12 protein-coding genes are annotated in these 13,138 nt (G+C 43.4%); 1 reads left to right on the forward strand and 11 read right to left on the reverse strand.

Annotated features, from left to right (window positions below):
* Nucleotides 1-4: 4 nt before the first annotated feature.
* From L0P88_RS02645 to L0P88_RS02675, 7 genes are all read right to left on the reverse strand, one after another.
* Entirely contained in the window at nucleotides 5-709 is a 705-nt protein-coding gene (locus L0P88_RS02645; RefSeq protein WP_247133088.1) for a response regulator transcription factor, read from the reverse strand.
* Nucleotides 696-1,967, reverse strand: coding sequence for a sensor histidine kinase (locus tag L0P88_RS02650; RefSeq protein ID WP_247133089.1), 1,272 nt, complete (start codon nucleotides 1,965-1,967; stop codon nucleotides 696-698). Before L0P88_RS02650 ends, L0P88_RS02645 begins: the two co-directional genes overlap by 14 nt.
* Before the next feature lie 445 nt (nucleotides 1,968-2,412).
* Complete coding sequence (locus L0P88_RS02655; RefSeq protein WP_247133090.1) at nucleotides 2,413-2,994, reverse strand: sugar phosphate nucleotidyltransferase; 582 nt, start codon at nucleotides 2,992-2,994, stop codon at nucleotides 2,413-2,415.
* Nucleotides 2,936-3,256, reverse strand: a complete 321-nt coding sequence (locus tag L0P88_RS02660; RefSeq protein WP_247133091.1) for an NTP transferase domain-containing protein — start codon at nucleotides 3,254-3,256, stop codon at nucleotides 2,936-2,938. The genes L0P88_RS02655 and L0P88_RS02660 overlap by 59 nt, the downstream gene beginning before the upstream one ends.
* Nucleotides 3,253-4,314: a mevalonate kinase gene (locus tag L0P88_RS02665; RefSeq protein ID WP_247133093.1), complete on the reverse strand. Its 1,062-nt coding sequence runs from the start codon at nucleotides 4,312-4,314 to the stop codon at nucleotides 3,253-3,255. Before L0P88_RS02665 ends, L0P88_RS02660 begins: the two co-directional genes overlap by 4 nt.
* Before the next feature lie 3 nt (nucleotides 4,315-4,317).
* Nucleotides 4,318-5,715, reverse strand: coding sequence for a Gfo/Idh/MocA family oxidoreductase (locus L0P88_RS02670; protein ID WP_247133095.1), 1,398 nt, complete (start codon nucleotides 5,713-5,715; stop codon nucleotides 4,318-4,320).
* Nucleotides 5,716-5,894: 179 nt separating this feature from the next.
* Nucleotides 5,895-8,726 (reverse strand): spondin domain-containing protein, encoded by a 2,832-nt coding sequence (locus tag L0P88_RS02675; protein ID WP_247133096.1) that lies wholly within the window; start codon nucleotides 8,724-8,726, stop codon nucleotides 5,895-5,897.
* A gap of 278 nt (nucleotides 8,727-9,004) precedes the next feature.
* Between L0P88_RS02675 and L0P88_RS02680 the strand changes: the two genes are divergently transcribed.
* Entirely contained in the window at nucleotides 9,005-10,120 is a 1,116-nt protein-coding gene (locus L0P88_RS02680) for a LytR/AlgR family response regulator transcription factor (RefSeq protein WP_247133097.1), read from the forward strand.
* 5 nt (nucleotides 10,121-10,125) lie between these two features.
* Here the strand turns inward: L0P88_RS02680 and L0P88_RS02685 are convergent, their stop codons facing one another.
* The 4 genes from L0P88_RS02685 to L0P88_RS02700 all read right to left on the reverse strand — a co-directional run bounded on the left by L0P88_RS02685 (nucleotide 10,126) and on the right by L0P88_RS02700 (nucleotide 13,101).
* The gene (locus L0P88_RS02685; protein WP_247133098.1) at nucleotides 10,126-11,040 is read right to left on the reverse strand and encodes a DUF5777 family beta-barrel protein; all 915 of its coding nucleotides are present in this window, start codon (nucleotides 11,038-11,040) and stop codon (nucleotides 10,126-10,128) included.
* The gene (locus L0P88_RS02690) at nucleotides 11,030-11,587 is read right to left on the reverse strand and encodes a YceI family protein (RefSeq protein ID WP_247133099.1); all 558 of its coding nucleotides are present in this window, start codon (nucleotides 11,585-11,587) and stop codon (nucleotides 11,030-11,032) included. The genes L0P88_RS02685 and L0P88_RS02690 overlap by 11 nt, the downstream gene beginning before the upstream one ends.
* On the reverse strand, nucleotides 11,568-12,014 hold the full coding sequence (locus tag L0P88_RS02695; protein ID WP_247133100.1) for an OB-fold putative lipoprotein: 447 nt from the start codon (nucleotides 12,012-12,014) through the stop codon (nucleotides 11,568-11,570). Before L0P88_RS02695 ends, L0P88_RS02690 begins: the two co-directional genes overlap by 20 nt.
* A 202-nt stretch (nucleotides 12,015-12,216) precedes the next feature.
* Nucleotides 12,217-13,101, reverse strand: a complete 885-nt coding sequence (locus L0P88_RS02700) for an MBL fold metallo-hydrolase (RefSeq protein WP_247133101.1) — start codon at nucleotides 13,099-13,101, stop codon at nucleotides 12,217-12,219.
* Nucleotides 13,102-13,138: the final 37 nt, after the last annotated feature.

The following is a 13,138-nucleotide window of genomic DNA, read 5'->3' on the forward strand; positions in this document are numbered from 1 at the left end:
TAAATTAAGCAATATTTGGAATCCTAAGGATAAAACCCTTGCCATGGACATTCTCAATTTTAAGGGTATCGTCTTTTTTTAAGTAATTGCGCAATCTGGTAATGAACACATTGAGGCTTTTCCTGTTGAAATAATCATTATCCCCCCAAAGCTTGACGAGAATTTCCTTATGCGTGCATAAATTATTTTTGTTGGTGGCCAGTATCCTTAGCAATTCCATTTCCCTTGTGGTAAGTGTAGTGAAATCATCCCCAAAAATCAATTTTTGATTCTTACAGTCCAATTGATACTGCCCTAAAATCAGGATTTCCTGTTCCATGGAACGGCCTTCCGGAATCAATCGGGACAAAAGTGTATGAATACGTACCACCAGTTCCTCCTCGTCGATGGGTTTCTTTAAATAATCAACCGCGCCCAGGGCAAATCCCTTAAGGACATCTATTTTGAGCGATCTTGCCGTAAGGAACAAAAATGGCAACTCCATAGCATTGATCCGCATCCGTTCGGCCAGGGCAAAACCATCCATTCGGGGCATCATCACATCCAAAATGGCCAAATCGTAGTTTTTCTTCTCCATAAGTTCCAAAGCTTCCTCACCATTCTTGGCCCATGTTACCTGAAACCCTTTCATTCCAAGGTATTCAGAGAGAAGATACCCTAGGGATTCTTCATCTTCTACCAATAACAATCTTTTTTTATTGGATTTCATACAGTGGAATTTGTACAGTAACCGTGGTTCCTTTAAGGGGTTCGCTTTCCAGCTTGATCCTTCCTTTATGTTGCCTTACGACCGTCTTTACATAATTAAGTCCCAATCCAAAACCCTTAACCGTATGGACATTGCCCCTATTGGACCGATAGTACTTTTCAAAAACCTTTCCCTGCTCCTCCTTGGCAATCCCATATCCATTGTCCTTTATTTCAATATACAAGCTTTTTGCTTTCTTGCAAGCCATTAACTCCACCTTAGGGGAATCGGCATATTTTTTGGCATTGTCCAAAAGATTATTGACCATGTTCTGTAAATGGAAGGACTCCCCTTTTATGGGAAAAGGACCTTTCTTCAACTCAAAGGAAAAGTCCACTTTTTCAAGGGCTGAAAGTGCTTTGTAATCCTTGCAGACTTTTTCCAAATACGGGTAAAAATCAATGGGCATCGATTGTATTACCGCTTTTTTTCGCTCCATGGTAGCTAGTTCCAATACCTTTTCGATATGATTTGACAAACGTTCGGATTGTTGATGTATAATCGTTACAAAGGTCTGTGCGGAATCATCCACTTTATCCTTCAATATTTTGGAAGCCAAGCTAATGGAAAAAACGGGTGTTTTAAGTTCGTGGGTCAGGTTATTGATAAATGCGTCGGTGGTAGTGATGACCCTGCGTTGCCAGTAATAGGTCCGCAAAATCCAAATCACCACAACAATGATTCCCAATAGAAAAATAATACTGGGGAGGGTAAGGCCATTCAATTGCGAAAGGAAATAGCGATTTAAATCCCGAAATTTAAGGTTCAGCACAAATCGCTGTCCAAAGAGATTGGGGAGATAACCATCCAACAGAATAGGATAGGAATTGCTCTTTTCACGTTTCCCGAACACATTTGGGGATTTAAGATAGTATGCAGAATCCCTGGTCGTCAAGGTATAGGTGAAATCTGCCTCCACGCCGTTCTGAATCAAACTTTCCCTTAAAAAATCATTTAGAAAATAACTCGAAGCATCCAAAACACTATCCGGACTGGTCCTAAAAAAGGATGTGTCCCGACGCATTGCACTGACCATCAGGAAAGTAAGTTCATTCTCTGTTCCAAGGCCCCTCTTTATATCCTCCATGGACCTTTCCACCTTTTCACTGAATTGAATCTTGGCAAGATTCAAGCCTATTCTAAGATATTGATATTGTACAAAAGCCAATCCAAAAATGGAAACCACAAAAACGATTATGAAAAGGCTTCTGTTTTTCAATGGAACAATGCTTAAGGATTTATGGCACAATATACGGTGTTGTATGGTTTTGAAATAGCCTTAGAGCCTGTTTGGGAATTTGTCAATTGTTTTTCTATGTCCCTTTTTGCGGCCAGCGCACCATCTGGCCCCTCTTTCAAAGGCCAAACCGTTGGCCTTTTCTTTCGGTCCTGTTAAAATTTTGGTCCATAACCATAGCTATGCTTTTCCATCGCACCAGCTCGCCCATAGCTTTCGCTATGTCGTGCCCCGTTCCGCACTAAAAATGTCCTATTACAATTCCAATCACAAATTCCCAAACAGGCTCTTAATCTTTCATTAACCATTTTGATCTTTTGTTATCCCAGTGCTATTGGCAAGAACGCTAGTTTTGTCCTAGTTTAGTTTTAATTTCTTTTCAAGTATTATAAATAAAGAGAGGTCTTAATGGGCCTCTTTTACATTTTCAGTCAAAGAAAGTGGCAATATCCGATGCGGAGGTCAAATCCGGAATCTTTTCTGAGCGGGGAATACACAGCATGCTTTGGGGAAATTCCTTGACCATATTTCGAACAGCCTCAGGTAGCTCTTTCTCCTTTCTTACGGGATGAATGGGGCAGTCTTCCAAAAAAGGGTAAATGGTCGCTCCATGAAAATTGAAAATATTCATACTTACCCAAAGCTTCCCATGTCTTTTGCGATAATCCTCCAACACGGGACCGGTCGGTTTCTCCAAAATATCCGTTACAAAACCAGCATCATTGAAATCCAATAAAGCAAATCTGGCAATTTTTTCTTGGGAATGGCCCAGACCCTCCCCATCATAGCCAATCAATGCATTGGTGACTTTTCTTTCTGCCATTAACGCCCTAAACGCCCCTACATCATAGAGGTTATCCCCATTACAGACCGTGAAGTTTTCATCCAGTAGATTTTGGTGCTGATGTAAACACTGTTGGAGTGCATCAGCCGTGCCCAAGGGCTTTTCCCTATGGGAAGGAATATGTTGAACGGCGACCTTCACCTCCAGTCCACGAAATTTTTCCATGCTCCCCCAACTCGGTTATAAAATCCATAAAAGCTTCATTTTCCGGAGAAGTAATCAAATATATCGTCCGTATACCGGCCGTTACGGCATTCCGAATCAGGTAGTACAAAAGGGGTCTGCCCATTTTACCCAGGGGAATAAGACTTTTATGTAACTTTTTAGCGGTCTGAATTATCGTACTGGACAAATTCGAATCTTCCAGGCTCTTTTTCATTCTGGAAGAAGCCCCCCCGGCCATAATGACCAAACTATTGTTTCTCATACTTTGGGATATGTAAGTTTAACTTCGTAAGCGGCTTTTGCCCCATTGTCCAAAAAAGCGGTAATCACATCTTGTTTATGGGTATCCTCCACCATGGCGACCATACAACCTCCTCCCCCCGAACCAATAATCTTTGTTCCATTTGCCCCCGCTTTCCTGGCCGCATCCATCATCATGGCCATTTCCCTGGGGGTGTTCCCAATATGGTCCTCCAATATTTTTTGATGACGGTTCATGAGTTCCCCCAACTGCATCAGGTCGGGGTTTTCGTTTTTTAAAAGCCTTTTCGCCTTTTGGGTAATGTCATAATTGTGTATGGTGGCATACCAGTATCTGACATACTTTTCTGGAATCACCCCCTTGTATTTTTCATAATCCATTACGTTGGCATCCTGAATTTTAAATTCCGGATTTTGGGCCTTTATCCGATATAATGCACTTTGTTGATAGCTTTTCGCATTTTGAAGCACATCCAAAGTCCTTTTGGCCATTCCGGACTCCGCTATCACCAAATTTCCCCATCTTCCTTTTAACCTCTCCGTTTTTCCATGTTGCGTATCAATAAAAAGCAGTCCCTGCTGTGCAATGGTATATTGATCCATTAATCCGCCCGGTTGATCAAAAAAGCGTACTTCTGCTTCATAGGCCCAACGTCCTATATCCGAATCCGTAAAACGTATTCTCCCTTCTTGGATGGCAACCAAAAAACGAATCCATGCAACGGTTAATGCGGAAGAGCTTGAAAGACCAGCATTTATCGGAATATTTCCGGATATTTCAATTTTGTAGCCCTGCCTAAAACGGAAATCTTTTTCCAGCAAAATAGCCATTGCGGAACGAATGTAGTCCCCAGGGGCCACCTTTTCCCCGTTTGTATCCAAAGGGACGGTTCTGAAGGAGTTTATGTCCTTGAGTTCCAATTGAAACTCATGTGACCGAATCGGTTTGGCCTTCAGCTGCATATATCGGTCAATGGTACCGGCAATTACGGGTAGGCCCAAATAATCCTGATGATCTCCAAAAAAACAGATACGGGCCGGGACCCTTATTTTAATCATGGACTAGGAAACGATTTGAAGTGGTTGGGTATGTTTCCAATTTCCCCGTGTAAAATCTGGAAATGGTTGCGGGTAACCTCCGCTGGCTACGGACCGTTCACTCAAGGGGGCCACGGCACTCCAAAAGCAACCTTCGTATACATTTTGGTCCAGGGGCAATCCCTTTTGTAAACATTCCACAATTCGGTACACCATAATCCCATCCATTCCCCCATGGCCACTTTCTTTGGCAGCATCATTTAACCTTTTGTACAGCGGATGGTCGTACATATCATAAAGTGCTTGAAGTTGGTCTCCCTGCACCCACGAGTGATGATCTTTGGTAAGTCCCTCTACCCCGTCTTCCAAAGCTACCCGAGTTGGGAAGCCGGCCAAAGCCCCTTTTGTTCCTTGAACCAAATTTAATCTTGAATAAGGTCGGGGACTGGTTTCGTCCCATTGTACCATAATGGTTCTGCCAAAATGGGTTTTAATGATCGAGGTATTCAAATCACCTCCCTTAAAGTCCAATTGGTTCCATTTATGATCCTTCGGATACTTTTTTTTGGCGTATGCTTCACGTCCCAACCCAGGACTCGAGAAAGAGACCAAACTCCCAAAGGTATCTTCTTGCCTTCCCAAACTCATATATTGGGCTATGGGGCCCAATCCATGGGTTGGATATAAATTTCCGTTTCTTTCGGCATAATGATAGGTCCTCCAAGAACCTGTTCCCCTGTCCTGTTCTTCCATTTGCCACCGTAATTCATGGATATAAGCTGCTTCTCCGTGTAAGAGCTCACCTATCACTTCCTGTCTGCACATATGGAGAAACATTAATTCGTCCCGACCATAATTCACGTTCTCCAACATCATACAGTGTTTTTGGGTCATTTCGGATGTATCTACGATATCCCACATTTCCTGGAGTGTCAACGCAATGGGAACCTCAACAAAGGTATGGGCGCCCTGTTTCATACTCTCAATGGCCATTGGGGCGTGATTTCGCCAATTGGTGGCAATGAACACAATATCCGGTTTGACCTCCGTCAGCATGGTTTTCCATCGATCCTCATGCCCATGGTACAATTTGATGTTTTGATGTCTGCCTTGATCGGCAACTTCCCGCACCCATCCCTCTTTTTCCATGACCAAATCCTCATACAGATCACATATGGCCACAACTTCGGTTCCAGGCAAGGAAGCCAAAAACTTGAGATGATATCCACCTCTTGCCCCCACACCGATAAAAGCCGCTCTAATATTTTCCAGTTTTGGTGCGGCAAAGCCTCCCATATAGGTGGCAGCGGATGGTCGCTCTGTCTGCCCTCTGATATACTCCGGAAACAAGGATAGCGCACCCATGCTTGCCGTTGCCATGGAGGTCTTTTTGAGGAAATTTCTTCGGTTAATGTTTTTCATGTTTACAGTTAGTCCAGGAATACAAACAAAATGTGTATTGAAAATAGGAAAAAAGTAGTTAACCCAGGGATATTGGCCACAACGGTTTTCGTCATTATTGAATAAAATACAAAGAACCGAGGGGTATCCCTCGGTTCTTGCAACAATAAAACATCAAACACTAACTGAAAATGAAGTCGTTATTGTGGCTGAATCTCTACTCGAACAACATTATATCCCCCTCTTGGGTCCTGTAAATAAACCACCCCGGGGCCACTGCTGATAAGTCCCTTTCCAAATTGAACATCTTCCAATTCACTTACCCTACGCACCGTGGTGTTTGCATCGGCAGGGCCTTCATTGGGTCCTCCCTGTCTTGGGGCCTGATAAATACCAAAGCCTACGGCTTCGTCCACTTCCGTTCCAGAATCGTATAGGTATGATTTCTCGCTGGCACCGAAACCGGATGCAGGCGTACCGTTTTCATCAAAAAGTGGATAACCGGCATTGTTATAGGCAATAAACCAATCATTGGTTTGAACGTACATGGTGGAAAATCCAAACTTAAAGTTTTGATCTTGGGGCACCTCCAAGGTAAAACTTAGGTATTCCCCAGGACCAACAGGTGCTGTCTCATTACTGGCCGCAACGGGCAAACCTAGACTTTCCAAGTAGGCCACTGCCACGGAATTATCACCATCTTCGGCCAATTCCTCAAGTCCGTTCCCGGGATTGTTGGTTTCCCCCTGTAGCACCAGTGGATCCCTTTCCCCATTAAATGCGTACACAAGCCCTGGTGAGAAAACGCTTAGCGATGATGCCAAACGCAATGGCGCGCCCTGTGAACCGGTTTCTTTGAACCAGTTGTACAAAGGCATTACATTGCCATCTTCGGCAATGGCTTCCAAGCCAACACCCCTATCCGCTTGTCCCAAAGTGAACAACGGTTCCGGTAGGGCATGCAATACTACCAATCCTGGAGTCACAACAAAACCGTTGTTAAACGTATTTGCTCCGTTATCAGAACCAAACGAAGGCGTGGAAGTCTCTGTCCAATTGGCAAATCCTGAGGCAATTCCATTGGAAATAATGCTGTTTGTTGGTGCTGCAACGGTTGGCAAATAATCACCTGCGGTCCAAAGACCAGCTGCTACGGCCACATTCTCGCGAGCACTACCTGCGGCACCCCATTGTACAAAATCCACCATGGCATTGGAATCCGTAAAGGCATTTGAACTGTACAAGCCCAATCCTTCAGAATCACCCATTTCAAAAGGTAATGTCAACGCTTCACCCGCAGCTAGGTTTATCGTTCCATTTACGGGAGTAAGGGTACCTATTCTGGCATATCTTCCCGGGCCCAAACACAACCAATAGTTATTTAAATCCAGGGTAGTTGAACCTGTATTTAGAATTTCCACATAATCAGCTCCTTGATACTGCACTTCACTAAGAATGGCGCCGCGGTCAGTAGCCGGCTGTGGGGCCATTATGGCTTCGATGGTGAGAGTAAACGTTCCGGCCGAGGTTGCGGTACCAGGGGCATAATCCAATACAGCGGTAATATAGGTATCACCCCTACGACCACCACGGTCCACAAGGCGTACTGCGGCATTCGAATCCGCAGGGCCAACATTGGCGCCAGCTGGTGGAAAATAGGCAGGATCATTGTCCGCTTCCGTACCTAAGTCATAAAGAACGAGCTCATTGGCAATGTCCACACCACTAAGTGCCTGACCGTTGGGAAACAAATCGATACCTGCCAAATCCTCAGGTGCCAAAAACCAATCGTTACTGTTGCCCATCATGGTAATGGGAGTGAATTTGGTACCACGCACTGCCTGAAATTGAATTTGATATTGGGCTCCATTGGTCGTCAATGGACCAGGTCCCGAAGCACCTACCGGAGTAGTGAAGGCATGGACATTCAAATAATTGGTAACATTACTAATGGTAATATTAAAAGCTGTTGTCCTGGGAGCGGCATCGTTTGCTTCCCCTAGGGAAGGTATGGCTTCCGGGTTCCAGTCCGCAGCAGTATCACCCTCTCCATCATACTCAATACTTGCGGAAAGTCCTACTGTGGGAACATATTCCCCTTCGGTCCAGATACCAGCTTCAACGGCAACATTTTCACGTGCACTCCCCGATGCACCCCACTGAACGAAATCTACGATAGCTTCTGCGTTTGTAAAGGCATTTGTGGAGTAAAGACCCAATCCACCTTGCGTATCCGGCAGGGTCACCGGGAGCACCAAAAATTCTCCTGCCGGCAACTCAATATTACCCGTTTTAGGGGTGAGCGTTCCAATTTGGGTATACTGCCCAGGACCCAGGCATAACCAATATCCACTAAGGTCAACGGCCACATTGCCATTATTGTAAATTTCCACATAATTAAGGTTCCCATATTGAACCTCATTCAGAACAATGGACTGTCTGTTGGCCACGGGCATGGTCAATACATTGTCCGCTCCAAACGTTGGGGTACTAGTTTCTGCCCAATTGGCCACACCATTACCATCCCCGTCAAAAATAATGCTGTTGTCCGCACTACCTAAAACGGGAACAAATTCCCCAGCGGTCCAGATACCGGCTTCTACGGCAACATTTTCCCTGGCGCTACCAGCTGCGCCCCACTGTACAAAATCAACCAACGCTTCCGAACTAGTGAATTCGTTACTGGAGTACAAGCCTATGCCGCCCTGCTCCTGTGGCATTTCAAAAAATATCGTAAGGTATTCCCCTGCGGCCAAGTTAACATTACCCTCTGTGGTAATAGTACCAATTTGCGCATACTGCCCTGGGCCTAAACACAACCAATAGCCACTAAGGTCACCCGCAGCATCACCATTGTTAAAAATTTCAACCCGGTCCCCCAGGTATTCCACCTCATTGAGTACAAAGGATGCCTTACCTGCAGTCCCTCCTCCATTATCGGGTGGATTTACTACGGGACCATCCGTGTCATCGTCGGAACATGCCAGCGCAAAAAAGGACAGCGCAGCCATTTTTAAAAAATTCTTTTTCATAATACTATATTTTAGATTTGAATTTGTTGATGGTACAAATGAACCCAGGAAACGGGCCCCTTCCCTATTAAAAGTGGGTGAAACGGAATTATGAGGTTTAAAACGGAATTATCCCATAAACCTTAAGGTCCAGTATTTATGAGGGATATCCTGGAATGGGTTTTGGAAAAGCCAACCATGCGAGGTTGTATATAGGTTTTGCAATTTCTTTAAAAACCAATAGGGATAACTATATTTACAGGTATCCAATAACCCCACTATCGGGAATACATCCATCTATGCGAAAAGACAGACTTTACCTCTATACCTTTTTGGCGATTACCATTTTATTTGTGCTCATAGGTGGTGTGGCAGCAAAGTATTTTGTTCAGTTGAGTGCTGAACAAATGCTGGATACCAAATTAATGTCCAGTAAAAGGGAGGCCAAGGAAGTGGCTTTATTGGTGGGGAGCCTTTTTGAAGCTGAAATATCCAAGGAAAAAATAAGGGAGCAGGTACAGCAAAGCATTCAAAACACCCACAATGGTACTAGTTTTGTGAGCATTATGGATTGGTCCGGCAATAGGGTCTGCTATCCGGACATCACCCTTGTGGGTACTTCAATTTCCAAAGAAACGTCCGAAGGCTTCACCATGAACAGCGAAATAAATCCTTCGGATTTTTACGAATTGATCACCAACAATCCCACATCCAACCAAAAGGAAATCCTATCCTTGACCCCCGTACCGAATTCCGATTGGATTGTAGCTGCCTATGCCAACACCGGAAAAATTGCCTCACGATTGAAAAATATCAGGAATCGATTTTATACCATTTTTAGCATCATGGGCTTTGTTATTGTCCTGAGCAGTGTAATTACGGTTCGGCTGATCGGAAGTTTATACGAGAAACAATTGGAACGTAAAAATGAAGCTTTGGAAACCGAGGTCATTGGCCTGGCAAAATTAAACAGTGATTTGGGTGAGTATCAAAAAAGGGTCAGTGAAAACCTGTCCATGCAAAGGCAATTGGATTCCCAACAGCGTACAAAGGAAAAAACTACTGCCAAGGAAACCGGTAAAAAAAGAATCCTGACCTATTTAAGGAACGAACTGTTGTCCATTGCCATAGAGGAAATTGCCTATATCTATACGGAAAATACAATTACTTATGTCGTGGATTTCAATGGAAAGAAATCAACCACCAATTCCAGTTTGGACGAATTGTATTCAGGATTGGATTCCAGCTTTTTCTACCGGGCCAATAGACAGTTCATTATCGCCATTTCGGCAATTGAAAAAATCATCCGGTATGGCAATAACCAATTAAAAATAGTGGTCAGTCCCAATTCCGAAGTCGATATCATTATCGGCAAAAATAAGGCCGCGGAATTCAAACAATGGTTAAATCTGTAAGGACCTTACTTTTTTAAGCTTTCGGGATTTCGTTTTTTCAAGTGTAACACATAGGTGGCATTGACACCAATATGTAATCCCCCGGGCCGAAAGTGAAAGTTATTTGGATTGAAAAGATAGCTCGAAATGTCATCAAAGCTTTTGGCGTTTGACATGGAAAACTGCATGATCAAATCACCAACCTCCCAATTTACTCCCAAAGAAAACAAATTGAAACCTTCCTCACCCTCGTTCCTTCCGAATAGATATCCATATTCCGAAGCCAAGGATACATGGTTACCCAATTTGTACCTGGCCCCAAATCCCATAAGAAACAAATCCTTCTGGTCGGATACCGGTTGACCACTTCCCGAATGTATGTAGGTAGGTGATACTTGAAAAGAAAAATTCCTATCAAATTTCCTGGCAATGATCGCCTGGGTTACATAGGACAATCGTTCCGAAGAATTTAGGGGTAGACTATAACGAAGGAAATCCCTGCTGAAATAAGAGGCCCCCTGTACCAGGGTAATTCCAATAGGAACGTTTTTATCTTGTCGTTGCCGTACCAGACGGTACTTTGCAAAACCATTCAAAATTCCATCATAGGAAGTAATTCCCCCCCCAAAGGTAAATCTATCCGAAAGTGCATATTGCATGCCAAAATGTCCAGAAAACTTATCAGCAGCAAAACTTTGGCTGTTATCGTTATTGGGGATATTCCAATATCTGGTACCCAAGATGAATTCCAAGGTGCCCTTTTTACGTGTTTCCACGGACTGTGTCAGGACCACCCTGTTGGTTTTAAAAATCGCTTGGGTATATATGGGCATTTTGGGGGATTCCTTTTCCAAAATATCCAATAATTCCTGGCCATTGACCCCAACCATAAAAAAGAATGTCAGACAAAAGGGTACTAAAAACAATGGTTTACTCTTCATAGGGCACATATTCAAATCGGAACATAACTTGTATCTCTTTGGAAATATTCGGGACCAACAACGGTGGTACTTTAATGTCGAAATCATCTATGGAAACATTGAAATCACCGGAAAGTACCAAGTTATTGTTTTCATTTTCAATACTGATCTTTAGCGCGATCGTTTTCTGGACACCATGAAAATCCATAATACCATCCACAAATTTAGGGGCGGTCGTCTCCCAAACGCCATCAAAGTCATTGATTTTTCCTGAAAATGTCAGTTTTGGATAGGTATCGGATTCCACATAGCTCTCATTGAAATGCTCTTCCATTAGGGCCTTTTTAAATACAAAGGCGCGCATAAGCATTTGCACAGCAATTTCCCCACTGTTTTCATCCACAATGCTGACAACTTGATTGTTGGTCGCTTCTATATTTTCAACGGCCGTATACGAAAAGAAGGAGACCTTTCCCTGTCTGCATATAAGGTTGCCGCTATACTGACCGTATAGGCCCAAATGCAGCAATAAAATGAGAACCAGTGTGCTATTCTTTTGGTTTTTCATTGATCGGTACGCAATTTAACATTATTACATCTAGCAGGTATCCCTTACAGATACCCCTCAAGGTTATGGTATCCCCAACGGCAAGGTTTTCTATATATAACCCTTGGGGGGACATGTCACACATAACAAAACTTTTGGTTGAATTTTTACTTTTTAGTAGTATGGTATGCCTATTGTTCAGAAAGGAAATCCCTTGGATTACTCCTTTGACTTCAATTACTTTTTCCACTAGTGTAGCGGTGGCGTAACTTTCGTCGCTTTGAAACATTCCTATTAAATCATCGGTGTTGAGTATGGTTGCCTTTTCCAAAGTGGAAACTTGAACTTGGGCAGGCTTTTGGATTTCATAATAGACATAGACAGCGCACAAGAAGACAATTGCCATCAATCCATACAAAACTATTTTGAGCTTTACCTGTGTCCGCACTGTATCAATTCTTTAAAAACGGGTAAGGCCATTATGTTGACACTTACCCGCTTCTTCATAGCAACAATGTTTCCCATTGATGCCACAAATGAAGCAATACCTTATACAAAATAAGACAAGAAATTGGTTGAAAAGGAATCCTGGGGTTTAAAAGTGAATAGGACTTCCTTGAATCAAATGTGCCAATTGCCCCATATACCTATTAATCCGCCGATTTATAGATAAACTCCACAATCCTATCCGGACCAATGAATCCAGTTCCATGGGTGGCGTCCCATTCCTTTGAAAGACCCATTTTTTGGGTCTCTTCCAAGGAATTTCCATCATTTCGTGCTTTTATTATCCGCTCCCTCAAAGCGGTCAACACATTTTTATAGCTTTCCAAATCATTCTTACCGGCCACTTTTCCATGCCCTGGAATAATTTTGGTTTCCTCGTCCACCATTCCCAATACCATACTCACATTACTGATCAGGCCGTCAATATCACCACCGGAATTTAAATCGATATAGGGATAGCGACCTTCAAAAAAGTTGTCTCCCATGTGCAGTACATTATCTTCCGGGAAATAATAATAGGAGTCCCCATCGGTGTGGGCATCGTTGACGTGCATGGCATACATGGTTTTCCCATTCCCCAAATGGAGCGTCATTTTATCGTTAAAGGTGATAACCGGAAGGGCATCTTCCGGTGAGGGTTCCGAAATACGTCCACCCCCCCTATCTTGTTTGGAGGACATCCGTTTTCGAACATTGTCATGGGCAATGATCAATGCCCCCTGCTTGGCCATATTTCCATTACCTCCCGTATGATCTCCATGCCAATGGGTATTTAGCACAAATTTTACAGGTTTCGCCGTGATGCTTTTGATATGGGCAAGGATTTTATCGGTCAACGGGCCAAATTGATCATCAATGACATAGGCATGCGCTTCCCCAATGGCCAAACCGATATTGCCACCGGAACCAAAGAGCACATGGATATTGTCCGAGAGTTTTTCCGAAGTAATCTCAACTTTGCTAAAATCCCGTTGGGCGTGCATTAAACCCATGAAAAAAAGGAAGTAAAAGGTAAAGGTCAATTTCATTTTAGAAGAATTAGCTGTTCCCTAAAATAGCATTATT

Source organism: Muricauda sp. SCSIO 64092, assembly GCF_023016285.1.
GTDB lineage: Bacteria > Bacteroidota > Bacteroidia > Flavobacteriales > Flavobacteriaceae > Croceivirga.

Coding starts and splice junctions, on each gene's coding strand:
- L0P88_RS02645 (WP_247133088.1), bottom strand. CDS start 709: ATGAAATCCAATAAAAAAAGATTGTTATTGGTAGAAGATGAAGAATCC.
- L0P88_RS02655 (WP_247133090.1), bottom strand. CDS start 2,994: ATGGAAAAATTTCGTGGACTGGAGGTGAAGGTCGCCGTTCAACATATT.
- L0P88_RS02660 (WP_247133091.1), bottom strand. CDS start 3,256: ATGAGAAACAATAGTTTGGTCATTATGGCCGGGGGGGCTTCTTCCAGA.
- L0P88_RS02665 (WP_247133093.1), bottom strand. CDS start 4,314: ATGATTAAAATAAGGGTCCCGGCCCGTATCTGTTTTTTTGGAGATCAT.
- L0P88_RS02670 (WP_247133095.1), bottom strand. CDS start 5,715: ATGAAAAACATTAACCGAAGAAATTTCCTCAAAAAGACCTCCATGGCA.
- L0P88_RS02675 (WP_247133096.1), bottom strand. CDS start 8,726: ATGAAAAAGAATTTTTTAAAAATGGCTGCGCTGTCCTTTTTTGCGCTG.
- L0P88_RS02680 (WP_247133097.1), top strand. CDS start 9,005: ATGCGAAAAGACAGACTTTACCTCTATACCTTTTTGGCGATTACCATT.
- L0P88_RS02685 (WP_247133098.1), bottom strand. CDS start 11,040: ATGAAGAGTAAACCATTGTTTTTAGTACCCTTTTGTCTGACATTCTTT.
- L0P88_RS02690 (WP_247133099.1), bottom strand. CDS start 11,587: ATGAAAAACCAAAAGAATAGCACACTGGTTCTCATTTTATTGCTGCAT.
- L0P88_RS02700 (WP_247133101.1), bottom strand. CDS start 13,101: ATGAAATTGACCTTTACCTTTTACTTCCTTTTTTTCATGGGTTTAATG.